Source organism: Mumia sp. ZJ430 (assembly GCF_011751845.1).
Lineage (GTDB): Bacteria > Actinomycetota > Actinomycetes > Propionibacteriales > Nocardioidaceae > Mumia.
Window position 1 is genome coordinate 91,044 of sequence record NZ_JAAHFK010000001.1, and the last position, 24,437, is coordinate 115,480.

Genomic DNA, 24,437 nt, shown 5'->3' on the forward strand with positions numbered 1-24,437 from the left:
TCGTGGCCGTTCGTCCCCGCCCCCTCGTCCTCCTCGCCGCCGCGGCGATGGTGGTCGGCCTCCAGGCCCCCACCGCCCCCGCATCCGGTGCCTCTGCTTACGGCGCCTCACCCGCCACCGCCTCCGCCGCGCCGCCGACGGTCGGCGCGCTGCGGGTCAACAGCACCGAGAATCCGCTCGGCATCGACGGTGCAGCCCCGCGTCTGGGCTGGCAGCTCGACGCAGCGCGCCGCGCCGTCACCCAGTCCGCCTACCAGGTCCGCGTCGCGAGCAGCCGGTCCCGCCTCTCCGACCCGGACGTCTGGGACAGCGGCAAGACCAGCTCGCGCGAGTCGGTCGAGGTCGCGTACGGGGGCCCGACGCTCGCGTCGCAGACCCGGTACGTGTGGTCGGTCCGCGTCTGGGACGACGCCGGTGCCGCCTCTGCGTGGAGCGAGCCCGCGACCTTCGAGACGGGCGTGCTCGACGCCGACGAGTGGACCGCGTCGTGGATCGGCGCTCCGAGCGAGGAGCTCGGACCCGAGTGGACCGACTACGCGATCGAGTTCACGGCCTCGAAGATCACCGGCGCACTCGGCGTCTACTTCCGTGGACGCGACACCGAGCACGCGTACATGTGGCAGCTCAGCCAGGCCGACAAGTCCCTGCGTCCGCACGTGAAGGACGGCGCCTACCGCGTGCTGCCCGCGACGGCGCTCCCCGCGGGCTTCGACTTCGCTGCTGAGCACCGCTACCGCATCGAGGTCGACGGCACGACGATCCGTACGTCGGTCGATGGCACGCTCCTCGACGAGCGGACCGACGCGACGTTCGCCGGACCCGGCTCGGTCGGCTTCCGTACCAGCGGGCCGGAGACCGGCCGCGTCCACGACGTCGTCGTGACCGCGAAGGACGGCACCGCGCTCGTCGACACCACCTTCCCCGCCGGCGACCGTTCGTTCGCCGCGGGCACCGTCGCAGGCGGAGCGCTCACCGTCGACGCCGCCGGGCCCGAGGCGTGGCTGCGCCGCGACGACCCGGTGCCGCTGCTGCGCAAGGAGTTCGCGCTCGCCGACAAGGACGTCGAACGCGCCCGCGTCTACTCGTCAGCGCGTGGCGTCTACCGCCTGCGCCTCAACGGGGAGCGCGTCGGCGACGACGAGCTCGCGCCCGGCTGGACGGCGTACGACAAGCGCATCGACTCCCAGACCTACGACGTCACCGACCTCGTGCGCCGCGGCGACAACGCCTTCGGCGCCGAGATCGCGAGCGGCTGGTACACCGGCAAGATCGCGATGTTCGGGGCGAACACGTACGGCACCGACACCTCGCTGATCGCGCAGCTGCGCGTCGACTACACCGACGGCACGTCCACGACGGTCGGCACCGACGGCACGTGGAGCACCACCGACGGGCCGGTCCGCGAGGCCGACTTCCTCGACGGCGAGTCGTACGACCGCCGTCGCGCCGACGCGATCGGCGACTGGGACGAGGCGTCGTACGAGGCCGACGGCTGGTCGGACGTCGTGACGCGCAACGAGCCGAAGGACACGCTCGAGCCGCAGACCACCACACCGGTCCGCGTCACGCAGGAGCTCACCGACGCCAAGCGCCTCGACTCGCCGACCGAGGGGGTCCACCTGTACGACCTGGGGCAGAACATGGTCGGCCACGTCCGCGTCACGCTCGACGGCGCGAAGGGCGACACGGTCAAGATCCGGCATGGCGAGGTCCTCAACCCCGACGGCACGCTCTACACCGCCAACCTGCGCAGCGCGAAGGCCACCGACTACTACACGCTCGGCTCGGACGGGCCCGAGACGTACGAGCCGGCGTTCACGTTCCACGGGTTCCGCTACGTCGAGATCAGCGGCGTCGACGCGGCGCCGGACGCCGAGGACCTCGTGGGCGTCGTCGTCGGCACGGACGGTGAGCTCACGTCCTCGCTCGACACGTCGTCCGACCTCGTCGACCAGCTCCACCGCAACATCGTGTGGGGCATGCGCGGCAACTTCCTCTCGATCCCGACCGACACCCCGGCGCGCGACGAGCGGATGGGCTGGACCGGCGACATCAACGTGTTTGCCCGTACGGCCGTGTACGACATGGACGCGCAGGCGTTCCTCGACAAGTGGCTGCAGGACCTGCGCGACACGCAGCGCGCGAACGGCTCGCTGCCGGGCGTCGCACCGATCGTGCCCGGCCGCTTCGACGGCGGGTACGAGTCGGCCGGCTGGATGGACGCGGGCGTGCACGTGCCGTGGACGCTCTGGCAGGCGTACGGCGACCTCGACGTCGTCCGTGAGAACTGGACGATGATGCGCAAGTACGTCGACTTCCTCGCGGCGGACTCGACGAACCACATCCGCTCGGCCGGCGGCTACCTCGACTGGCTGAACCTCGACGACCCGACGCCGGCCGACGTGCTGGACACCGCGTTCGTCGCCAAGAGCACCCGCGAGCTCGCGCAGATGGCCGAGGCGATCGGCAAGGACGCCGACGCGGCCGAGCTGCAGGACCGGTACGAGGCGATCCGCGCCGCGTACCAGGACGCGTTCATCAACGCCGACGGGACGGTCAAGGGCGACAGCCAGACCTCGTACATCCTCACGCTGATGAACGACCTCGAGCCGGCCGACCGGCGCGACGCGGTGGTCGACCAGTTCGTCGAGACGCTGGAGCGGCGCGACTACCACCTGTCGACCGGGTTCCTCGGCGTCGACGGGCTGCTGCCGGCGCTCACCAAGGCCGGGCGTACGGACATCGCGTACCGGCTGCTGCAGAACGAGGACTACCCGTCCTGGGGGTACGAGATCGGCAAGGGCGCGACCACGATCTGGGAGCGCTGGAACTCGATCAACCCTGACGGCACGTTCAACGACGTGGGCATGAACTCGTTCAACCACTACGCGTACGGCGCGGTCGGCGAGTGGATGTACCGCACGATGGCGGGCGTGTCCGCGCTCGAGCCGGGCTATCGCAAGGTGCTCGTGGCGCCAGAGCCCGGCGACGGGATCGACCACGCGGCGTTCTCGGTCCAGACCCGCTACGGCAAGGTCCGCAGCGCGTGGAAGAAGGTGGCCGGCGGGCTCGACCTCGAGGTGTCGGTGCCGGAGAACGCGACGGCGGAGGTCCGGGTGCCGACGGAGAGCCGCTGGGCGGTGACCGAGGGCGGCGCGGCCGCGGAGTCCGCCGAAGGGGTGAGGTTCGTCCGGTTCGAGGACGGCCACGCCGTGTACGAGGTCGGGTCGGGCGACTACGCGTTCGGGATCGACCGTGCGCTCGGTGAGCTCGGCGAGGCCGCGGTCGACGTCGACGTGCTGGCCGGGCAGGTCGACGCGCTGGCGACGAAGGGCAAGCTCACGGCGCTTCTCAAGCGGCACCTGCAGGGCGAGGTCGCCACGCTGGACCGACAGGTCGAGCAGGCGCGGGCAGCCCGAGCTGCCGGTGACCGCGACGGCGCTGCCGCTCGGACGCACCAGGCGCTGGCGACCGTGTCCGCACTCGAGCTGTGGGTCGACCTGCAGCGCGTGCTGCGACTCGTCGACAAGCCGACCGCCGCTGCGCTGAAAGCCACGCTGGGTCGGATCGACGCGCACCTGTCGGCTGCCTCCGGCGTGATCGTCGGCGCGGTCGCCAAGGCGGCGCCGGAGGGGACGGTGCACCTCGCCGGTGACACCGTCCGGGTGGCGGTGACGCTGGAGAACACCGGCCCGAAGACGCTGCCGAACGTCGCGAGCACGCTGACGTCGACGTCGGGCTGGTCCGTGAAGGCGGTCGGTGGACGACCGGGATCGGTCGGTGCCGGCAAGACGTTGACGCACCTGTACGACGTGAAGGTCCCGGCCGGCACTCCGGTCGGCACCGAGGCTCTGGCGGGTACGGTCTCCTACCGGCAGAGCTGGGGCACGGCCACGCTCCCGGTCGCGGCGGACGTCGTCGTGTCGCCGACGCTCACGCTCGACTCCGCGTCGGTCACGCCGGGGACGGCGACGGCCGGGGACGAGGTCACGGTGACCGCGGTCGTGCGCAACCACAGCGCGCGGGCGGCCTCGGGTGAGCTGACGGTGTCGGGTCCGGGTGTCACGTCGCCCGCGCCGACGGCGTACTCCGTGCCCGCAGGCGCGACGGCCGAGGTCCCTGTAGCGGTGGCGGTGCCGACGACGGTGACCGCTGGACCGTTCGCGTTGACGGTGTCGACTGGAGCGACCGAGGCGGAGAAGGCGACGGCGTCGCTGGGGGTCACGCTCGCGACGCCGCCGCAGGGCGCGGTCGACCACGTGGACGTCGGGCTCGCCTCGTCGGAGCAGGCGCACCGCCTGACGGCGTCGCAGCAATCCGGCACGAACGTCGAGGCGGGGCTGACCCGGCGCTACGCGCACTCCTCGTACCCGGGCGGCTGGTTCGAGATGGACCTCGCCGTCCCTGCGGGGAAGGCGTTCGTGCTGCGGGCGATCGAGACGTACGACGGCGCGCGTCGCAAGACGTACGACATCGTCGTCGACGGGGAGGTCGTGCACGCGCACGACGCGCGACGTACGGAGGACGGTGCGGGCACGCAGACGTACCAGGTCCTCGTCGACCGTCCGGACCTCACGGCCGACGGCGTGGTGCGCGTCCGGTTCCAGGACACGGGGGCCGACTACGACCCGTCGATCGCGGACGTGTGGTCGCTGCCCGTGTCGTGACGCCGTTCGTACGGAGGGTCCCCGAGCCACCCGGCCCGGGGACCCTCCCCCGTTCTCCCCCGGGTCACTCTCTGCGCCTCGCGGGTCACTCCCGTCCCGCCCCGGGTCGGCGCTGACCCGGGGCGGCCAGAAAGGGACCCGGGGCGGTCAGATGAGGTCGCGGCGGACGGCCCAGACGACGGCCTCGATCGGGGTCGAGACGTCCAGCGCCGAGCACACCGTACGGAGCCGCCGGCGCACCGTCCGCTCCGACAGGAGCATCCGCCGCCCGACTGCCTCCACAGTCAGCCCCTGGGCGACCAGCGCAAGCAGCGTGAGGTCGTCGTGGTCAAGCGGCCCCGGTGGTGCGGTACGCCGCTGGTGACCGCCGCGTGTCATCGTTCCCCCCGTCCCCCTCATCGCCTGCTACCTCCTCGGGACCAACCGCTCGAGCTGGGTGACGTGCTCGGGTTGGAGCTCGTCGAGGGTACGGACGCCGAGCAGGCGCATGGTCCGCTCGATCTGGGTGGAGAGGATCTCGATGGTCTTGTCGACGCCCTCGCGCCCGCCAGCCATGAGTCCGTACAGGTAGGCGCGGCCGATCATTGTGAAGTTCGCGCCCTGCGCCACGGCCGCGACGATGTCGGCGCCGGACATGATGCCGGTGTCGAGGTGGATCTCGGTCGCACCGCCGACCTCGCGGGCCACCTCGGGCAGCAGGTGGAACGGCACCGGCGCACGGTCGAGCTGGCGGCCGCCGTGGTTGGACAGCACGATCGCGTCGACGCCGAGCTCGGCGAGCCGCGAGGCGTCCTCGATGCTCTGCACGCCCTTGACGACGAGCTTGCCCTTCCACTGCTGCTTGATCCAGGCGAGGTCGTCGAACGTGACCGTCGGGTCGAACATCGTGTCAAGGAGCTCGGCGACCGTGCCCGACCAGCGGTCGAGCGAGGCGAACGCGAGCGGCTCGGTGGTGAGGAAGTTGATCCACCACGCCGGCCGCGGGATCGCGTTGACGACCGTACGAGGCGTGAGGGTCGGCGGGATCGTCATCCCGTTGCGGGTGTCGCGCAGCCGTGCGCCTGCGACGGGGACGTCGACGGTGACGACGAGTGCCTCGTACCCGGCGGCGGCCGCGCGGTCGACCAGCGCCATCGACCGATCGCGGTCCTTCCACATGTACAGCTGGAACCAGTTGCGCCCGTGCGGGTTGGCGTCGCGGACGTCCTCGATCGAGGCGGTACCCATCGTCGACAGCGCGAACGGGATGCCTGCCGCGCCGGCGGCGGACGCGCCCGCGTACTCGCCCTCGGACTGCATCATCCGCGTGAACCCGGTCGGCGCGATCCCGAACGGCAGCGCCGACGTGGACCCGAGGACGGTGCGCGAGGTGTCGACCGTCGAGACGTCGCGCAGGATCCGCGGGTGGAAGGTCACGTCGCGGAACGCCTGGCGGGCACGGGCGAGCGACAGCTCCTCTTCGGCGGCGCCATCGGTGTAGTCGAAAGCGGCCTTCGGGGTACGACGCTTCGCGATCGCCCGCAGGTCCTCGATGGTCAGCGCGGCGGCGAGGCGACGCTCCTTCGGGGACAGCGTCGGCTTCTTGAACTTCAGCAGCGGCCGGAGGTCGCGAGGGCGGGGGGCGCGGCGTTCCATCAGAAGACCTTTCGAAGAGTGGTGCGGTGGAGCGGGCGAGGCAGGTAGTGCTGCTGGTCGAGCGTCGCGCCGACGAGCGCGCGAAGCGCGTCGAGGTCTCCCTCGACGCCGCCGAGGGTACGGGCCTGGACGAGCGCGTTGCCCAAGGCCGTGGCCTCGACGGGACCGGCGAGGACCTCCAGGCCGGAGCGGTCGGCGGTGAGCTGGCAGAGCAGCGTGTTGAGCGCTCCGCCCCCCACAATCTGGATCCGTCGCACGCGACGCCCGGCCAGGTCGGCGGCACGGTGGATCGTCGTCGCGAACGCCTCGGCGAGGCTCTCGAGGATCGTGCGCGCCATCTCGGCGCGACCCTCCGGCGCAGGCAGCCCGTGCTCGGCGGCGTACGCCCGGACGCGCGCAGGCACGTCCCCTGGTGCGAGGAAGCGCGGGTCGTCGACGTCGAAGAGCATCGGCGCCTCGGCATCGCCCGCGGCAGCGAGAAGGCCCGCGAAGTCGAGGGACCGCCCGTCCTCGCGCTCCCACGTACGGACGGACTCGCTGAGCAGCCACAGGCCCATCACGTTGTGGAGAAAACGGATCCGCCCGTCGACGCCGCCCTCGTTGGTGAAGCCAGCCAGCCGTGCGTCCTCGGTGAGCACCGGGCGCTCGAGCTCCAGACCGGCAAGCCCCCACGTGCCGCAGGAGACGTACGCGTCGTCGGGTCCGAGCACGGTGCCGGCGACGGCGGACGCGGTGTCGTGCGAGCCCACCGTCGTGACCGTCAGGTCGTGGCCGCCGAGCTCCTCGCGCACGTGCGGCAGCAGCCCGCCGAGCGTGGTGCCGGGCGGCGTGAGCGGCGGCAGGATCCCCGACGAGAAGCCGAGCGTCGCCGCCAGGTCCGTGTCCCATCCGCCGGTGGAGACGTCGAGCAGACCGGTCGTCGAGGCGTTGGTGACCTCCGCGCCGACGTGCCCGTTCAGCCAGTGGCCGATCAGGTCGGGTACGAGCAGAAGCGTGTCTGCGCGCTCCAGGTGGTCGCCGTCGGCGGCCAGCTGGAAGACGGTGTTGAACGGCAGGTGCTGGAGCCCGTTGCGGGCGTACAGCGCCGCCGGGTCGACCGCGGCATGGACCTGCTCCACCGCGGCGAGGTTGCGCGCGTCGCGGTAGTGGAACGGCGTCGACACCATCCGGCCGTCGCGCATCAGCGCATAGTCGACCGCCCAGCTGTCGACCGCGAGGCCGACGAGCTCGGGCGTGGTCCGCACCGCGGAGCGCAGACCGGTGACGATCTCCCGGAACAGGCCGACCACGTCCCAGTGGAGGCCGTCGGGCAGCCGTACGGGGGTGTTGACGAAGCGGTGCACGACCTCGAGCCGCACACCGCCGAGGCCGACCTCGGCGACCACCACACGTCCGCTGGTGGCACCGAGGTCGACCGCTGCGACACGGAGAGGTTCAGTCATGCCCGCCTCAGCGCAGGAACGCGGCAGCGACGCCTGCGTCGACGGGGATGTGCAGCCCGGTCGTGTGGCTCAGTTCCGCGCTGCAGAGGACGAAGACCGCGTTGGCGATGTTCGACGGCAGCACCTCGCGCTTGAGGATCGTGCGCTGCGCGTAGAACTTGCCGAGATCCTTCTCCTCCACGCCGTAGACCGCGGCACGGTTGGCGCCCCAGCCGCTGGCGAAGATGCCGGAGCCCTGGACGACGCCGTCGGGGTTCACGCCGTTGACCTTGATGCCGTGCTCGCCGAGCTCGGCGGCCAGCAGCCGCACCTGGTGGGCCTGGTCCGCCTTGGCCGCGCCGTACGCGACGTTGTTCGGGCCGGCGAAGATCGCGTTCTTCGAGGAGATGTAGACGATGTCGCCGCCCATCTGCTGCGCGATCATCACCTTGGCGGTGGCCTGCGAGACGAGGAACGAGCCCTTCGCCATGACGTCGTGCTGGAGGTCCCAGTCCTTCTCGGTGGTCTCGAGCAGCGAGCGCGAGAGCGAGAGGCCGGCGTTGTTGACGACGAGGTCGACACCGCCGAAGGCGAGCACCGCCGCGTCGACGGCCGCCTGGACAGCAGCGGCATCGGACACGTCGACCTGGACGCCGACCGCGACGTCAGTGCTGCCGATCTCAGCTGCTGCCGCCTGCGCCTTCTCCAGTGACAGGTCGGCGATGACGACGCAGGCGCCCTCGGCGGCCAGCTTCTCCGCCGTGGCGCGCCCGATGCCGGACGCGGCGCCGGTGACGAGCGCGACGCGGGTGGCCAGCGGCTTCGGCTTCGGCATGCGCTGGAGCTTGGCCTCCTCCAGCGCCCAGTACTCGATGCGGAACTTCTCCGACTCGTCGATCGGCGCGTACGTCGAGAGGCCCTCGGCCCCGCGCATCACGTTGATCGCGTTGATGTAGAACTCGCCGGCGACGCGCGCGGTCTGCTTGTCCTTGCCGAAGCTGAACATGCCGACGCCGGGCACGAGCACGATCAGCGGGTCGGCGCCACGGATGGCGGGGCTGTCCGAGACCGCGTTGCGGTCGTAGTAGGCCTGGTAGTCCTCGCGGTAGGACACCGCGAGCTCCGTCAGACGCGCGATCGAGTCCTCGACCGACGCGTCCGCGGGGAGGTCGAGCACGAGCGGCTTGACCTTCGTACGGAGGAAGTGGTCCGGGCACGACGTGCCGAGCTCGGCGAGCCGCGGGTGCTCGGCGTGCGCGAGGAAGTCGAGCACGACGTCGGAGTCCGTGAAGTGGCCGACCATCGGCCGGTCCTGCGAGGCGATCCCGCGGATCGTCGGTGCCAGCGCGGCGGCCTTCGTACGACGCTCGTCCTCGGGCAGCGCGGCGTACCCGTCGAGGGCGGGTCCGAAGGGCTCGGCCTTGCTGTGCTCCTCGATGTACGAGGCCGCGGTGCGGATGATCCACAGCGAGTTCTGCTCGGCCTCCTCGGAGGTGTCGCCCCAGGCGGTGATGCCGTGGCCGCCGAGGATGCATCCGATGGCCTGCGGGTTCTTGGCCTTGATCTCGGCGATGTCGAGGCCGAGCTGGAATCCGGGACGACGCCACGGGACCCAGACGACCTTGTCGCCGAAGATCGTGTCCGTGAGCGCCTCGCCGTCGACGGCGGTCGCGATCGCGATGCCGGAGTCGGGGTGGAGGTGGTCGACGTGCGCGGCGTCGACGAGTCCGTGCATCGCGGTGTCGATCGACGGGGCGGCACCGCCCTTGCCGTGCAGGCAGTAGTCGAACGCCGCGACCATCTCGTCCTCGCGGTCGACGCCCGGATAGACGCCGACGAGCGCGCGCATGCGATCGAGGCGCAGGACGGCGAGACCGGACTCCTTGAGGGTGCCGAGGTCGCCCCCGGAGCCCTTCACCCACAGCAGCTCGACGGCCTCGCCCGTGACCGGGTCGGTCTCGGTTCCCTTGGCCGAGGTGTTGCCGCCGGCGTAGTTGGTGTTCCGCGGATCGGCGCCGAGGCGGTTCGAACGCTCGATCAGCGCCTTCGCGGTGCCAGTCGTAGAAGGTTCAGTCGTGGACATGGTCATCAGCTCCATCCGGCCTGGGTCCCGCCGACCCGCTCGGCCTCGATCTGGTCCTGGTAGCCGCTGGCGAGGTAGGCCTGCATCGGGTTCGCCGGCAGGCCCTGCGTCTCACGCCATGCGGCGAGGTCGGCGCGCACGTCGGTGTAGAAGGCGTCCATGAAGATCTCGTTCGCGAGCAGGACGTCGCCGTCCTCCTGGGCCACGGTCAGCGCCGCAGTGTCCACGAGCAGCGCACGCGCCGTCATCTCCTGGACGTTGAGCACCGAGCGGATCTGGCCCGGGATCTTCTTCTCGATGTTGTGACACTGGTCGAGCATGAAGGCGGTGTCGCCGTCGTTGCCGTAACCGCCGCCGCGGATGACCTCGAAGAGGATGCGGAACAGCTGGTACGGGTCGGCCGCACCGACGATCAGGTCGTCGTCGGCATAGAAGCGCGAGTTGAAGTCGAACGAGCCGAGCTTCCCCAACCGCAGCAGCTGCGCGACGATGAACTCGATGTTCGTGCCCGGCGCGTGGTGGCCGGTGTCGAGGCAGACGACGGCGTTGTCACCAAGAGCCGCGACCTGCGTGTACGCCGTACCCCAGTCCGGCACGTCCGTGTGGTAGAAGGACGGCTCGAAGAACTTGTACTCGAGCACGAGGCGCTGCTCGTCGGACATCCGCGCATAGATCGCCGCGAGCGACTCGGCGAGACGGTCCTGGCGTCCACGCATGTCGGCCTGGCCGGGGTAGTTGCTGCCCTCGGCGAGCCAGATCTTGAGGTCGCGCGAGCCGGTCTCGTTCATCACGTCGATGCACGCGAAGTGGTGGTCGATCGCCTTCTGGCGGATCTTGGCATCGGTGTGCGTCAGGGCGCCGAGCTTGTAGTCGTCGTCCTGGAAGGTGTTGCTGTTGATCGTGCCGAGAGCGATGCCCTGGTCCTCGGCGAACCGGCGCAGCGCGGCGTAGTCGTCGACCTCGTCCCACGGGATGTGCAGCGCGACTCGAGGCGCGAGTCCGGTGAAGCGGTGGACGGTCGCCGCGTCGGCGACCTTCTCCTCGGGCGTACGAGGCGTGCCGGGCGTGCCGAAGACCTTGAAGCGGGTGCCGGAGTTGCCGTAGGCCCACGACGGGACCTCGATCTCCTGCTCCGCGAGCCGCGACGAGATGTCAGCGAAGTTCGTCATGTCAGTTGCTCTCTCCATGCGTACGGGTCTCGTACGCGGTCGGGGCGGCCGCCTCGCGCGGGGCGGCCAGCTGGTCCTCGAGGTGGAAGATCTCCTCCAGCTCGAGGAAACCTTCGTCTGGGGCTCCGTCGAGGTCCTCGAAGAGCTCGGCCATCTCGGACTGCCAGCGACGGTTCACGTCGGTGGCGGCCATCCGTGCTTGAGCATCCTCGAGCGACTCGGTCTCGAGGTAGCCGATCAACAACCCGTCGGGCCGGAGGAACAGCGAGTAGTTGTGCCAGCCGGCGGCGTACAGGGCCTCGAGCATCTCGGGCCACACTGCAGCGTGCCGGCGCTTGTACTCGTCGATCCGGTCGGGCCGGACCTGCAGCTGGAAGCAGACGCGTCGCATCGTTCCTCCGAGATCTGGTGTGTGTCGTGCGGGTGGTGGTCCCGGCCTCCCCAGGCCGCCGGGGAGGCCGGGAACCACGTCTTGGGTCGACGACTCAGAAGTTGAAGTCGTCGATGTTGTCCTTGTTGAACTCGAGCGGCTCGCCGAGCACGACGACGCCGTCGGCGCCGACGGTGTACTCGCCGAGCTTGCCGGCCTCGAAGGTGTCGCCTTCCTTGCCCTCGATGTCGCCCTCGATGAGCGCCTTCGAGGCGAACGCGGTGAGGTAGCCGAGGTCCTCGGGGCTCCACAGCGCGAACGAGCCGACGGTGCCGTTCTTGACGTACTCACGCATCTGGTCCGGGGTGCCGAGACCGGTCAGCGCGACCTTGCCCTTGTACTGCGAGTCCGACAGGTAGCGGGCCGCAGCGGCGATGCCGACCGTGGTCGGGGAGACGATGCCCTTGAGGTCCGAGTGCTTCTGGAGCAGCGCGGCCGTCTTGTCGAACGACGTCTGGTCGTCGTCGTCGCCGTAGACGGTCTCGACGAGCTCGATGTTCGGGTGGTTCGCCTTGAGCTCCTCCTCCATGAGGCGGATCCACTCGTTCTGGTTCGTCGCGTTCGCCGACGCCGAGAGGACGGCGATCTTGCCCTGGTCGCCGATGGCCTTGGCGATGAGCTCGACCTGCTTGGAGGCGATGCCCTTCGCGTCGGCCTGGCTCACGAAGAGATCGCGGTACTCCGGATCGGTGTCGGAGTCGAAGGTGACGACCTTGGTCCCGGCGTCACGCGCCTCCTGCAGCGCGTCGCCGATGGCCTTGGGGTCGTTCGCCGAGATGGCGATCGCGCCGGTGCCCTGCTGGGTCAGCGTGTTGATGTAGCTGACCTGCGAGTCGGGGGTGGCCTCGGACGGGCCGACCTCCTTGAAGGTGCCCTCGAACTCCTTGACAGCCGCCTCGCCGCCCGTGGAGGACGCGTCGAAGTAGGGGTTGCCGAGGTTCTTCGGGAGGAAGGTCACCGACAGGTCGCCGTTGCCGCCGTCGCCGGAGCCGCCCTCGTCGTCGCTTCCGCCGCAGGCCGTGAGCACCAGGCTCAGGCCGAGCACGGCGGCGACGGCCGGGACGAACCGGGCGACGCCACGTCGCCTCGTCGTTGCTGTGGTCATCGGGATTCTCTCTCTCGTTCGCCGACCGGTGAGTCCGTGTCGGGGAGGGTGTTGCCGGTCTTGGTCGTTGATGACTGCGGTTCGGGGGCGCCACGCCGTCGTCGCCTGCTGCTGACCCAGCCGAGGGCGCTGGAGCCCACGACCGAGACGACCAGCAGCAGGCCGGTGACGATGTTGATGACGTCGGCGGTCTGGTCGGCAAGGCGCAATGCGCTGCCGATCGCCCCGATGAGGAGCACGCCGGCGATCACGCCGGGCAGTGCACCTCGTCCGCCGAAGATCGAGACTCCACCGAGAAGGACCGCGGCGATGACCTGCAGCTCCATCCCGTTGGCGTTGTCGCCGCGGGCACTGCCGTAGCGCAGCGTGTAGTAGATGCCGGCCAGCGCGGACACCACGCCGGTCAGCACGAACAAGATGAGCTTGGTCCGCTCGACACGGATGCCCGAGAACCGTGCTGCGCCCTCGTTGAGACCGATGGCGTAGACACCACGTCCAAAGGCGGTGAAGTGGAGAAGCAGGATGAAGAGGATCGCGAGCACCGCGAACGGGATCATGATCGACGGGATGTCGGACTCGCCGATGCGACCGCGCGCCCAGTCGGTCCAGGCGTCGGGGAAGTCGGTGACCGCCGTCGTCCCGAGCAGGCCGACCGCGACACCGCGGTAGAGCGCGAGCGTGCCGATCGTGACCGCGAGCGACGGGAGTCCGACGACGGTCACCAGGAAGCCGTTGAACGCACCGCAGAGAACGCCGACCAGCAGCGCCGCCACCGCCGCGACGAGGATCGGGGTGCCCTTGTCGTACAGGACGCCGAACGAGACGCTCGCCAGCGCGACGGTGCTCGCGACGGAGAGGTCGATCTCGCCGGTGATGATCACCAGCGTCATAGGCAGCGCGATCAGCAGGATCGGCGCGACGTCGAGAAGCAGGTACGTGATGGTGATCGGCCGGTCGAAGAACGGCACGGTCGCCGACGCGTACAGATAGACGGCGACCAGGGCCGCCCACACCGCGACGTCACGGTTGAGGAGGGCGCGCTGCCACAGCGGCCTCTGGTGGTCGCGGTAAGTCCGGGTGCCCTGCTGCGCCGGGGCGTCGGAGGGGTGGAGGAGGCTGGTCATGCGGCATCCCTCTCTGCGAGCAGCTTCTTGTGCTGACGCTCGCGAAGCACCTTGTCGAGGACGATCGCAGCGATGATGAGGAGACCGACCACCGCGCGCTGCCAGAAGTCCTGGATACCGAGGATCGGGAGGCCGCGGTTGATCGTCATGAGCAGGTACGCGCCGACCGCCGCGCCGAAGATCGTGCCGCTGCCGCCGAAGATCGCAACGCCACCGATGACGGCAGCACCCACAGCCTCGAACTCGATGCCGAGACCGGCGCCGGAGCTGATCGTGCCGTAGCGCGCGACGTACAGGACGCCCGCGAGCCCCGCGAGGCCGCCGGACGCGGCGAACGCGAGGAGCGTGCGCTTGGTCTTCTTGAGGCCGTACAGGGTGGCGGCGTCGGGATCCGACCCGATCGCGTACATCTCGCGGCCGCCGCGGGTGCGCCCCATCAGGTACGCGGCGATGCCGAGGACGACGAACGAGATCCAGGCCAGCGACGGGATGCCCAGGATCGACGACGTGCCGAACGAGAGCAGGTCGCGTGGGATGTCGGAGGCGTTGATCCGGTCCGAGCCGGCCCACGACATCATGATGCCGCGGTAGATGTAGAGCGTGCCGAGCGTGATGACGAGCGCCGGCACCTTCGCGAAGGCGACGAGCGCGCCGTTGATCAGGCCGAGCCCGACGCCGAGCAGGACCGCGAGCAGCAGGACGACCACGATCGGCAGCCCGGTGTCGACGAACATCCGCCCGGTCGCGTACGCCACGAGCCCGAGGATCGAGCCGACGGACAGGTCGACGTTGCGGGTGATGATGACGATCGCCTGGCCGACCGCGAGGACCACAAGGATCGACGGCGTCAGGAAGAGGTCGCGCCACCCGTCCTTGCTGAACAGGAACGACGGGTTGATGGCGGTGGTGACCGCGAGGACCACGAGGAACGCCATGATGACGCCGGTCTCGCGGGCCTGGAGGATCTTGCGGACCCGGGCGCCTGCGGACGGCTTCGGCGTCGTGGGGGCCGTGGGGGCTGCGGTGCTCATGCGGACGCTCCCTTGGTGTTCGTCGCCGCGGCGGTGTTGGTCGCGGCAAACATGACGGCCTCGGGGGTCGCCTCGTCGCGGCTCAGCTCTGCGGTGATGCGCCCCTCGTGGACGACCACGACCCGGTCTGCCATCCCGAGGACCTCGGGGAGCTCCGACGAGATCATCACGACAGCCAGGCCTTCGCCGGCGAGGGTCGACAGCAGCCGGTGCACCTCTGCCTTGGTGCCGACATCGATGCCGCGCGTGGGCTCGTCGACGATCAGCACGTCAGGCGCGGTGCTCAGCCACTTCGCGAGGACGACCTTCTGCTGGTTGCCACCGCTCAGGGTGCCCGCGAGGGTGTCGAGCGTGCTCGTCTTGACCTCGAGCCGCGCCGCCCACTCGCGAGCCGTGGCGCTCTCGGCGCGCGACGAGAGCAGACCGCCGCGGCTCAGGCGCCGGCGGATCGCCATCGTGATGTTGCGCGTGATGGTCGACTCGAGGACGAGCCCGTGCTTGCGGCGATCCTCGGGTACGAGCGCGAGACCCAGGCGGATGGCCGCGGCCGGGTCGCTCGCCGGCACGGCCTTGCCGTTGACCTTGACCGCGCCGGAGTCGTACGGGTCGACACCGAAGGCGGCCTGCATGATCTCGCTGCGCCCGGCGCCGACGAGACCGGCCAGTCCGACGATCTCGCCGCGGCGGACCTGGAGGTCGATGTCGTGGAAGACGCCCGCGCGGCTGAGTCCCTCGATCTCGAAGACGACCTCGCCGATCTCGGCTGCCTGCTTCGGGTAGAGGTTGCCGACCTCGCGTCCGACCAACCGGCGGACGACGTCGTCGATGGTGACGTCCTCGATGCGGTCGGTCGAGATGTACGAGCCGTCCCGCATCACCGTGATGGTGTCGCAGAGCGCGAAGACCTCGTCGAAGCGGTGCGAGATGAACACGAGCGCGCGGCCCTCGTCGCGCAGCGAGCGGGCGATCGTCATCAGCCGGTCGACCTCGATGCCGGACAGCGCCGCCGTGGGCTCGTCCATGATGAGGACGCGGGCGTCGAGGGAGATGGCCTTGGCGATCTCGATAATCTGCTGGTCGGCGATCGAGAGCCCATCAGCGGGACGCTCGGGATCGATGGCGACGCCGAGCCGTGCGAACAGCGCACGTGCCTCGGTGTCCATCGCCTTGCGGTCGATGCGGCCGAAGCGGTTGCGGGGCTGCCGGCCCATGAAGAGGTTCTCGGTGACGCTGAGGTCAGGGAAGAGCGTCGGCTCCTGATAGATGACCGCGACGCCCGCGTCCTTGGCCTCGGCTGTCGTACGGAAGTCGACCGACTCGCCGAACAGCTCGTACGAGCCGGAGTCCGCACGGTAGAGGCCGGCGATGATCTTGACCATCGTCGACTTGCCAGCGCCGTTCTCCCCGACCAGCGCGTGGATCGACCCCGTGGTGACGGTCAGGCTGCCCGAGCGCAGGGCGACCACCTGCCCGAAGGTCTTCGAGACGTCGCGCAGTGCGAGCGCGACCGTCCCGGGGGGAGCTGTGGCCATCGACTTCCTCACCGACTTCCGTACACACGCCGTTCACAGAGGCCGTGTTTGAATCGTTTCAATTAACGTGGCGTTCACAACGTATATGAGCCCGCTCACAGGGTCAAGCGCGACTTTGAAACGATTCAGTGGCAGACTGCACACACCGTGCGACAGACTGCTTCGCGCACATCCCTGCGACACGAGGAGACGTCGTGGCCGAGTCACCCACTGCGCCCACGCCCGCGTCCAGCCTGCGCGACGTCGCCGCACTCGCCGGCGTCTCGGTCGGCACCGTCTCAAATGTCCTGAATCATCCTACGAAGGTCTCCGCGCAGACCGCCGAGAGGGTCTTCGCCGCGATCCAGCAGCTCGGGTTCGTCCGCAACGAGGCCGCTCGCCAGCTCCGCCAGGGCCACAGCCGCTCGGTCGGCCTCATCGTGCTCGACATCCGCAACCCGTTCTTCACCGACGTCGCCCAGGGGGTCGAGGACGAGGTCACGGCGCGCTCGCGCAGCGTGCTCCTCGCGAACTGCGCCGAGGACGCCGCCCGTGAGAGCGCGTACCTCGACCTCTTCGAGGAGCAGCGGGTCGACGGCCTCCTGATCTCCCCGGTCGGCGACGTGCTCGAGCGCCTCGACCGGCTGCGCGCTCGCGGGATGGCCGTGATCCTCGTCGACCGCCTCGCGTCGACGGAGTCGTACAGCTCGGTCTCCGTCGACGACGTCCAGGGCGGCCACCTCGCGACGGAGCACCTGCTGTCCATCGGGCGTCGCCGCCTCACGTTCGTCGGCGCCTCGACCGACATCGAGCAGGTGCGCGACCGTCTCGAGGGTGCGACCCAGGCGGTGGCCGAGGTCGCGGGCGCCACCCTCGAGCACCGTGAGATCGCCGGGATGAACGTCGCTCCGGCGCTGGTCGAGGGCGAGCGCATCGTGGCCCTGCCGCCCAGCGAACGACCCGACGCCGTGTTCGCCGCCAACGACCTCATCGCCATGGGGATGCTGCAGGCGTTCACGCTCGGCGGGCTCCGGGTGCCCGACGACGTCGCGCTCATCGGCTACGACGACATCGACTACGCGGCGTCGGCGGCGATCCCGCTGTCGTCGATCCGGCAGCCGTCGCGCGAGATGGGGCGCCGAGCCGCCGAGCTGCTGCTGGCCGAGATCGAGGCGGGTGGTCGCGGGGACCACCAGCACATCGTCTTCGCCCCCGAGCTGGTCGCCCGCGCCTCGACCCTGGGCTGACTCACTGCCGTCCACCTTTACGATGTGACGCCTTGTCCACCGAATCCGCGCCGCGAAAGGTGGGTAAGGCGTCACATCGCGGGGGCGTCGTACGGGATGCGGACCGTGAACCGCGTATCGCCGGGCTCGGACTCCACCGTGAGGTCACCAGCGTCGCGTCGATCAGCTCGTGCACGTCGGTACGGACGAACGGCGCGCGGTCGAGCTGCGAGTACTGCTTGGCGGCGTCGACCAACGTGGAGACCTGCGTCGTCGCAATCCTCGATGCCGGTCATCTGCGGCATGCGATGGTCGGCGAGGATCACCGCGACCTCCTCACCGCGCAGCCGCAGCTCCTTGAGCGCCTCGAGCGCACGGGCGCCGGACTCCGCACGGACGATGCGGTACGTCTCGCCGTACCGGCGCCGCACGCGGTCGGCCGTGCCCGTGCTCAGGTGTTGTCGTCGCCGTGCTCGGGGGCGGCTTTCAGCTCGAGGCTGATCTGGTCGGCGTCGAGCATCGCGAGCGCCTCCGACAGCGCTGCCGAGCTGTACGTCCCGAGCGAGCGTGCGCGCAGGAGGGCGGCACGCTCGGCCGCGATGGTGTGGAGCCGCAGCTCACGGACCTCGTCGCGGATGCGCGCGGACTCCGCGGCCTCCTCCTCGTCGCCCGCGACCTCGCGCCGCAGCGTCGCGCGCACGCGGCGGAGGACCTCGTCGTCGTACGGCGTCCCGTCCCGGCGTCGGAGGTCCGCAGAGTCCAGAAGCGTCGAGGCAGCCCGGTTCATCTCGCCCTCCAGCTGCATGAGGTCGGGGTCGCGCCCACCGGCCTCGTCGCTCGCGAGCCCCAGCATCCGCACCGCCCACGGGAGCGTGCTGCCTTGGACGAGGAGGGTGCCCGCGGCGACGACGAACGCGACGAGCACGAGCGTCGCCCGTTCGGGGGTGTCGTGCGGAAGCGACTGCGCGGCGGCAAGTGTGACGACGCCACGCATCCCGGCCCAGACGAGGACCACGCCTTCGCGCCAGCCGAGCGGGACGGCGGTCAGGTAGTCGACATCGGCGAGGGCGCGTCCGATACGGCGTCGTATGTGCTGCTCGTGAGCGCCCCCGCGCGGGGCGACCTCGCCCTGGTCGAGGCGCTCCTGCAGCCCTTCCACTTTCTGGCGGTACTCCGATGCGTTGCGGCGCTTGCGGCGCACCGACAGCAGGAGCGGGAGGACGTACGCCGACCGGATCATGAGGATGATCGCGCCGGCGGCGAACCCGACCACCAACGCGTTCGCTGGACTGTCGTGTGCGTCCTGCACGTCCTCGAGGACGCCGTACAGCTCCAGGCCCATGAGCAGGAAGACACCACCCTCGAGGAGCAGCTCGATCGTGCGCCAGTTCGACGTCTCGTACAGCCGGTCCTGCGGACTCAGGTACTTCGGCGAGCCCCGGCCGGTGACCAGACCTGCGGCGACGGCGGCAACGAGCCCGGAGGCGCCGAAGTGCTCTGCGGGGACGTACGCCACGAAGGGCACGACGAAGGAGATCGCCGTGCTCAGCGGGGCCTCGGTGATCCGGCGCCTCACGACGAGGTTGAGCCAGCCCACGAGCACGCCGATGGCGACGGCGGCAAGGACGGCCCACACGAAGTCGGCGGCGACGCCCCACACCGACACCGAGGCTGCGGTCGCCGCGATCGCCGAGCGCAGCAGCACGAGCGCGGACGCGTCGTTGAGCAGGCTCTCGCCCTCGAGCACCGTGACCACCCGCGGTGAGACCCCGAGCCGACGCACGATCGACGTCGCGACCGCGTCGGTGGGGCTGACGATGGCGCCGAGCGCGATCCCGGTCGACAGCTCGATGCCGGGGATGACCGCGCGGAAGAACAGGCCGAGGACGACCGCGCTGATCAGGACGAGGATCACCGACAGCCCGCTGATCGCCGTGAAGTCACGACGGAAGTCCATCGCCGGCATCGACACGGCGGTCGAGTAGAGCAACGGCGGGAGGACGCCGGCGAGCAGGACCTCCGGCGAGATCTCGATCGCGGGGACGAACGGGAGGAGGCTGATCGCGACGCCGACGAGCACGAGCAGGAGCGGGGCTGCGACTCCAACCCGGGGCGAGAGAACGGTGACCGCGACGATGCACACGATCGCTGCGATGCCGACGAGCAGATAGTCCACGCGCGCTCCTTCGTGCGGTCAGCTCAGCCCATCATCCCTGCTTCTCGGCATCACCTCACGTTTGCCAAGCATCGATGCACAGCCGATGCACGAAGGTGCGCGCCGTCGAGTGTTCACCGCGCGTTCGCGCCAGCGTAGGGATGCGGTCGCTCCAGATTCCTAGCGTGCCAGCGTCCGCTCTTCGACGACGCCAGGAGACCATCGTGCCCCCACTGCTGCCGTTCCTCAGCCCGTCCTCCGGCTCGCCATGCGCGTCGGGGCGCGCCGCCCTCACCTGCCGCATGCGCTGCGGCGACGCGTGCGCCCACGACGCACCCAACACGTCCGACAACGCGTACTTCGGTGACGTCGCCACCGCGATGTCGCGCCGCGGCCTGCTGCGCGCCGGGGCGGTCGTCGGTGTCGGCGCTGCCGCCGCCGGCCTCTCGCTCGGCACCGCGGCACCTGCTGCCGCCACGCCGTCCGTCTCCGCAGGAGCCGGCACGAAGAGCTCCGGCCACGGCGGCGCGAGCGGCAAGGGCCTCGACTTCGTACCGGTCGACCCGAACACGCTCGACCAGGTCACCGTCCCGCCGGGCTACGCGCAGGCGGTGGTGATGGCGTGGGGCGACCCGCTCTTCAAGGGCGTCCCCGCCTTCGACGTCGACCGCCAGAACGCGGCCGCGCAACGCAAGCAGTTCGGCTTCAACAACGACTTCCTGGGGCTGCTCCCCCTCGGCCGCGGCCAGCACCTCATGGTCGTGAACCACGAGTACACCAGCGAGCAGATGATGCACCGCGGGTACGACGCCGCCAACCCGACGCGCGAGCAGGTCGAGATCGGCTGGGCGGCGCACGGGCTGAGCGTCGTCGTCGTCGAGGAGGAGCGCGGTACGGGCGCGCTCAGGCCGGTGCTCGGCCACCGCCTCAACCGCCGGTTCCACACCCAGACCGCGTTCGAGCTGACCGGTCCCGTCGCGGGCCACCCGCTCGTACGGACAAAGGCCGACCCGCGGGGGCGTACGGCCCTCGGCACGCTCAACAACTGCGGCGGCGGCCTCACCCCGTGGGGAACGTGGCTCACGGCCGAGGAGAACGTCAACCAGTACTTCGCGAACGGCGCGACCGTCACCGACCCCGTCACGCTCGCCCGCCTCAAGCGGTACGGGGCCGCGGGCGGCGCGACGGAGCGCAAGTGGGAGCGGTTCGACGACCGCTTCGACGTGGCCAAGGAGCCGAACGAGATCAACCGGTTCGGCTGGGTCGTCGAGGTCGACCCGTACGACCCGACGTCGACGCCGAAGAAGCGCACCGCTCTCGGCCGCTTCAAGCACGAGGCCGCCGAGCCGCGGATCACCGACGACGGCCGCGTCGCGATGTACATGGGTGACGACGAGCGTTTCGACTACCTCTACAAGTTCGTCTCCTCCGGCACGGTGGCGCGCGGCGACAACGACTCCGCGCGCCGCCGCAACCGCGACGTTCTCGACAGCGGCACGCTCTACGTCGCGCGCTTCCTCGGCAACTCCTCTCAGGCCGAGATCGACGGCACGGGCGCGCTGCCGAGCGACGGCGCGTTCGACGGCGTGGGCGTCTGGGTGCCACTGGTCAGCGGGACGACCTCGTACGTCAAGGGCATGACCGCCGAGGAGGTCCTGCTGTTCACGCGCCAGGCCGCCGACCTCGTCGGGGCCACCAAGATGGACCGCCCCGAGGACGTCCAGCCCAGCCCCCGTACGGGCAAGGTGTACGTCGCGCTGACCAACAACAGCAACCGTGGCGCGGCCGGCCAGGCGGTCGCCGACGAGGTCAACCCGCGCCACGCCAACAAGCACGGACACGTCCTCGAGCTCACCGAGCACGACGACGACGCAGCGGCGACCTCGTTCAGCTGGAACCTGCTGCTCGTGTGCGGCGACCCGAAGGACCCGACCACCTACTGGGGCGGCTTCGACGCGCGGCGCGTTTCACCGATCTCGTGCCCAGACAACGTCGCGTTCGACCCGCACGGCAACCTGTGGATCTCCACCGACGGCAACGCCCTCGGCTCGCACGACGGGCTGTTCGCAGTGCCGCTCGACGGCGATCGCCGCGGCCAGGTCAAGCAGTTCCTCACGGTGCCGGTCGGCGCGGAGACGTGCGGCCCGTGGATCGACGAGGACCGGGTGATGGTGTGCGTGCAGCACCCGGGCGAGAAGGACGGCGCGAGCGTCGATGCTCCGGCGTCGCGGTGGCCGGACGGTCCGGGCTCGGTGCCGCGTCCTGCCGTCGTCGCCGCGTGGCGCACCCGCCGCTGACGTCCCGCGCGCGGGGTGTGCCGGTTCCGCGGCGGCTAGCATGGCCGCCGTGATGCCGACACGCCCCGCGAAGCCGATCGACGCGGGCATGGTCCTTGTCGGGCCCGACCTCCTCCTCCAGGGCAGCGAAGACTTCTACCCCGAGGAGCAGCCGGTCCGCGAGGTGACCGTCCCGGCGTTCCGCATCGACCCTTGTGCGGTGACCAACGCGCAGTTCCGCCGTTTCGTCAAGGCCACCGGCCACGTCACGGTCGCCGAGCGGGCCCCTGACCTGCGTGAGTTCCCCGGGGCCGACCCGGCCGCGCTGGTGCCCGGATCCTTGGTCTTCACCCCGACCGAGGGCCCCGTCCCGCTCGACGACTGGCAGCGCTGGTGGCGCTGGCAGCCCGGCGCCGACTGGCGCCATCCGGAGGGTCCCGGCAGCACGCTCGACGGCCGCGAGAAGCACCCCGTCGTCCACGTCGCGTACGAGGACGCCGTCGCGTACGTCCACTGGGCCGGCAAACGGCTGCCGACCGAGGAGGAGTGGGAGCTCGCGGCCCGCGGCGGGTTGGTCGGCGCCCGCTACGCGTGGGGCGACGAGTTCATGCCGAAGGGCCGCGTCATGGCCAACACCTGGCACGGCGAGTTCCCGTGGCGCAACGACCTCCCGAAGAAGCGCGGGATGACCCAGCCGGTCGGGAGCTACCCTCCGAACGGCTACGGCCTGTTCGACATGACCGGCAACACGTGGGAGTGGACGGGCACGCCGTGGTCGCAGACCCACGAGGGCGAGGTCGCGCCGCCGTCGTGCTGCGCGCCGGCAGCTCCGCTCGACGAGGGCACGCGCATGGTCACGAAGGGCGGGTCGCACCTGTGCGCGCCGTCGTACTGCCACCGTTACCGACCAGCCGCGCGCCAGGGTCACGGCGTACGGAGCTCGACAGGACACGTCGGCTTCCGCTGCGCGGCCGACGCCTGAGCCGAGCGCGTCCGCTCAGCCGACGCCGATCAGGCTCACGCTCAGCGCGAACCCCAGGACCACCGGGAAGGCGCTGAGCACGCCCAGCCGTATGAACGCGGTCGGGATGAGGTGCGCCACGATGTCGGCGATCACGACGCCCCCTGCCAGCGACAGGACACCGGCGACCACGTTGGGTCCGCCGAGGTCGAGCAGCAGGTCCGCGACCACGGCACTGAGCCCGCCGTACCCGACGAGCGCGATCCACGTCCGCATCACGTGCGCGCCGCTGGCCCCACCGTCGACGAGCAGCGCGGTGCCGACGACGGCCTCGGGGACGCCGCAGAGGAAGACCGCGACGACGACCGCGGCGGTGATGCCGTGCCCGTGCAGCGCCCCGACGATGATCACCGCCTCGGCAGCGACCGCGAGCAGGAGCGTCGCGAAGCGGTGCTCGATCTCGGGCGGTGCCTGCCGGGTGTCGGCGATCGCGGCACCTAGCCCCCGCTGCAGCATCAGGGTCGTGGCCAGCGCGACCCCGGCGAGCATCCCCCCGGCGATGACCAGCTCGCGACCAGCGTGGTCCGCCGCCTCGATGATGAGCTCGAACGACACCGCCCCGAGCAGCGCGCCAGCACCGATCCCGGCACCGACGGCGACCCACGACGGCCTCGGCGGGCGCCACAGTGCGAGCACCCCGCCGAGGACGAACGACGACGCGGCGACAACGCCCCACAGCAGCGCACTCAGCATGAGAGCGACGCTCCCACATCACGCCACCGTGTGGGAATCTCCCGCGCGACCTTTGCCGTACGCCCCCTACCAAAGGTGGGGCCGTCGCTCGACCTCCGGCCGATGCGCCATGAGCCTGGAGGCAGCGAGACTGAGGGGGTGACGCTCTCACTCGCGGGTTTCCTCCTGGTGATGGCGCTGGTCGACGGCACCAGCATCGGGACCCTCGTCATCCCCATCTGGCTCGTGCTGGTGACCCGGCGGGGCGAGCTCGGGCGGGTCCTGGCCTACCTCCTCACCATCGCCGCCTTCTACCTCGTCCTCGGGCTCGCACTCGCCGCGGGCGCGTATGCCGTCGGGCCGGCGATCGTCGACGCGCTCGACTCCGTCGTGGGCGATGTGGTGGTGATCGCGGCGGGTGCTCTGCTGGTCTGGCTCAGCTATCGGGTCGATCCGAAGGCCAAGGCGAAGCGCGGCGAGGATCCAGAGTCGACCGCTCGTCGCTGGCACGAGCGCATCGCCGCGGCTCTGGGCACCCGCCGCGGCATCGTCGTCCTTGCTCTTGCCGCCGGTGCGGTCGAGGCCGCAAGCATGCTCCCCTACCTCGCGGCGATCGGCGCACTCACGGCCGCCGACCTGGGCGCGGCCACGACGATCGCGACGCTCGTCGTGTACTGCCTCGTGATGATCACGCCCGCACTCGTCATCCTCGCGCTCCGGATCGTGGCGGCGCGCTGGGTCGACGCGCCGCTGCGTCGCTTCGGCACGTGGGCCGAGCGTGGTGCGGGCTCGGCGACGGCGTGGCTCCTCGGCATCATCGGCGTGCTCCTGATCCTGAACGGGGTCGGTGCGCTCGTCTCGCGCTGACCTGGCCGGCGCGACGCTGGTCCCCCGTGGCTCTCGCACCCACG

At 70.6% G+C, this 24,437-nt stretch carries 18 protein-coding genes; 5 read left to right on the forward strand and 13 right to left on the reverse strand.

Going from position 1 to position 24,437, the window contains the following annotated elements:
* The first annotated feature begins 2 nt into the window (after window positions 1-2).
* On the forward strand, window positions 3-4,667 hold the full coding sequence (locus tag HCT63_RS00475) for a family 78 glycoside hydrolase catalytic domain (RefSeq protein WP_243842820.1): 4,665 nt from the start codon (window positions 3-5) through the stop codon (window positions 4,665-4,667).
* Between the two features lie 147 nt (window positions 4,668-4,814).
* Here HCT63_RS00475 and HCT63_RS00480 read toward each other — a convergent pair whose 3' ends face one another.
* From HCT63_RS00480 to HCT63_RS00525, 10 genes are all read right to left on the reverse strand, one after another.
* Window positions 4,815-5,045, reverse strand: a complete 231-nt coding sequence (locus HCT63_RS00480) for a LuxR C-terminal-related transcriptional regulator (protein WP_167000545.1) — start codon at window positions 5,043-5,045, stop codon at window positions 4,815-4,817.
* 27 nt (window positions 5,046-5,072) lie between these two features.
* Window positions 5,073-6,302: an alpha-hydroxy acid oxidase gene (locus tag HCT63_RS00485; protein ID WP_167000547.1), complete on the reverse strand. Its 1,230-nt coding sequence runs from the start codon at window positions 6,300-6,302 to the stop codon at window positions 5,073-5,075.
* Complete coding sequence (locus tag HCT63_RS00490) at window positions 6,302-7,744, reverse strand: rhamnulokinase family protein (protein WP_167000549.1); 1,443 nt, start codon at window positions 7,742-7,744, stop codon at window positions 6,302-6,304. Before HCT63_RS00490 ends, HCT63_RS00485 begins: the two co-directional genes overlap by 1 nt.
* 7 nt (window positions 7,745-7,751) lie before the next feature.
* Window positions 7,752-9,806, reverse strand: a complete 2,055-nt coding sequence (locus HCT63_RS00495; protein WP_167000551.1) for a bifunctional aldolase/short-chain dehydrogenase — start codon at window positions 9,804-9,806, stop codon at window positions 7,752-7,754.
* Window positions 9,807-9,811: 5 nt separating this feature from the next.
* The gene (gene rhaI / locus HCT63_RS00500; RefSeq protein ID WP_167000553.1) at window positions 9,812-10,975 is read right to left on the reverse strand and encodes an L-rhamnose isomerase; all 1,164 of its coding nucleotides are present in this window, start codon (window positions 10,973-10,975) and stop codon (window positions 9,812-9,814) included.
* Window position 10,976: 1 nt separating this feature from the next.
* The gene (locus HCT63_RS00505) at window positions 10,977-11,366 is read right to left on the reverse strand and encodes an L-rhamnose mutarotase (protein ID WP_167000555.1); all 390 of its coding nucleotides are present in this window, start codon (window positions 11,364-11,366) and stop codon (window positions 10,977-10,979) included.
* Window positions 11,367-11,460: 94 nt separating this feature from the next.
* Window positions 11,461-12,510, reverse strand: a complete 1,050-nt coding sequence (rhaS, locus tag HCT63_RS00510) for a rhamnose ABC transporter substrate-binding protein (protein WP_167000557.1) — start codon at window positions 12,508-12,510, stop codon at window positions 11,461-11,463.
* Window positions 12,507-13,634 (reverse strand): ABC transporter permease, encoded by a 1,128-nt coding sequence (locus HCT63_RS00515; RefSeq protein ID WP_167000559.1) that lies wholly within the window; start codon window positions 13,632-13,634, stop codon window positions 12,507-12,509. Before HCT63_RS00515 ends, rhaS begins: the two co-directional genes overlap by 4 nt.
* Entirely contained in the window at window positions 13,631-14,665 is a 1,035-nt protein-coding gene (locus HCT63_RS00520; protein WP_167000561.1) for an ABC transporter permease, read from the reverse strand. The genes HCT63_RS00515 and HCT63_RS00520 overlap by 4 nt, the downstream gene beginning before the upstream one ends.
* On the reverse strand, window positions 14,662-16,197 hold the full coding sequence (locus HCT63_RS00525; RefSeq protein ID WP_167000563.1) for a sugar ABC transporter ATP-binding protein: 1,536 nt from the start codon (window positions 16,195-16,197) through the stop codon (window positions 14,662-14,664). The genes HCT63_RS00520 and HCT63_RS00525 overlap by 4 nt, the downstream gene beginning before the upstream one ends.
* 194 nt (window positions 16,198-16,391) lie before the next feature.
* Between HCT63_RS00525 and HCT63_RS00530 the strand changes: the two genes are divergently transcribed.
* The gene (locus tag HCT63_RS00530) at window positions 16,392-17,423 is read left to right on the forward strand and encodes a LacI family DNA-binding transcriptional regulator (RefSeq protein WP_243842821.1); all 1,032 of its coding nucleotides are present in this window, start codon (window positions 16,392-16,394) and stop codon (window positions 17,421-17,423) included.
* A 71-nt stretch (window positions 17,424-17,494) separates the two neighbouring features.
* Here the strand turns inward: HCT63_RS00530 and HCT63_RS20170 are convergent, their stop codons facing one another.
* Window positions 17,495-17,833: a hypothetical protein gene (locus tag HCT63_RS20170; RefSeq protein ID WP_208322205.1), complete on the reverse strand. Its 339-nt coding sequence runs from the start codon at window positions 17,831-17,833 to the stop codon at window positions 17,495-17,497.
* A 20-nt stretch (window positions 17,834-17,853) separates the two neighbouring features.
* Window positions 17,854-19,578 carry a sodium:proton antiporter gene (locus HCT63_RS00540; protein WP_167000565.1) on the reverse strand — a complete coding sequence of 575 codons (1,725 nt, stop codon included), beginning with the start codon at window positions 19,576-19,578 and terminating at the stop codon, window positions 17,854-17,856.
* A gap of 203 nt (window positions 19,579-19,781) precedes the next feature.
* Between HCT63_RS00540 and HCT63_RS00545 the strand changes: the two genes are divergently transcribed.
* Both HCT63_RS00545 and HCT63_RS00550 read left to right on the forward strand, forming a co-directional pair.
* Window positions 19,782-21,854 carry a PhoX family phosphatase gene (locus HCT63_RS00545; RefSeq protein ID WP_167000567.1) on the forward strand — a complete coding sequence of 691 codons (2,073 nt, stop codon included), beginning with the start codon at window positions 19,782-19,784 and terminating at the stop codon, window positions 21,852-21,854.
* 52 nt (window positions 21,855-21,906) lie between these two features.
* The gene (locus HCT63_RS00550; RefSeq protein ID WP_243842822.1) at window positions 21,907-22,815 is read left to right on the forward strand and encodes a formylglycine-generating enzyme family protein; all 909 of its coding nucleotides are present in this window, start codon (window positions 21,907-21,909) and stop codon (window positions 22,813-22,815) included.
* A 15-nt stretch (window positions 22,816-22,830) separates the two neighbouring features.
* On the opposite strand, the gene HCT63_RS00555 is transcribed toward HCT63_RS00550, so the two are convergent.
* Complete coding sequence (locus tag HCT63_RS00555; RefSeq protein ID WP_167000571.1) at window positions 22,831-23,547, reverse strand: hypothetical protein; 717 nt, start codon at window positions 23,545-23,547, stop codon at window positions 22,831-22,833.
* Between the two features lie 138 nt (window positions 23,548-23,685).
* On the opposite strand from HCT63_RS00555, the gene HCT63_RS00560 reads away from it, so the two are divergent.
* Window positions 23,686-24,393: a GAP family protein gene (locus HCT63_RS00560; RefSeq protein WP_167000573.1), complete on the forward strand. Its 708-nt coding sequence runs from the start codon at window positions 23,686-23,688 to the stop codon at window positions 24,391-24,393.
* The last annotated feature ends 44 nt before the right edge of the window (window positions 24,394-24,437 follow it).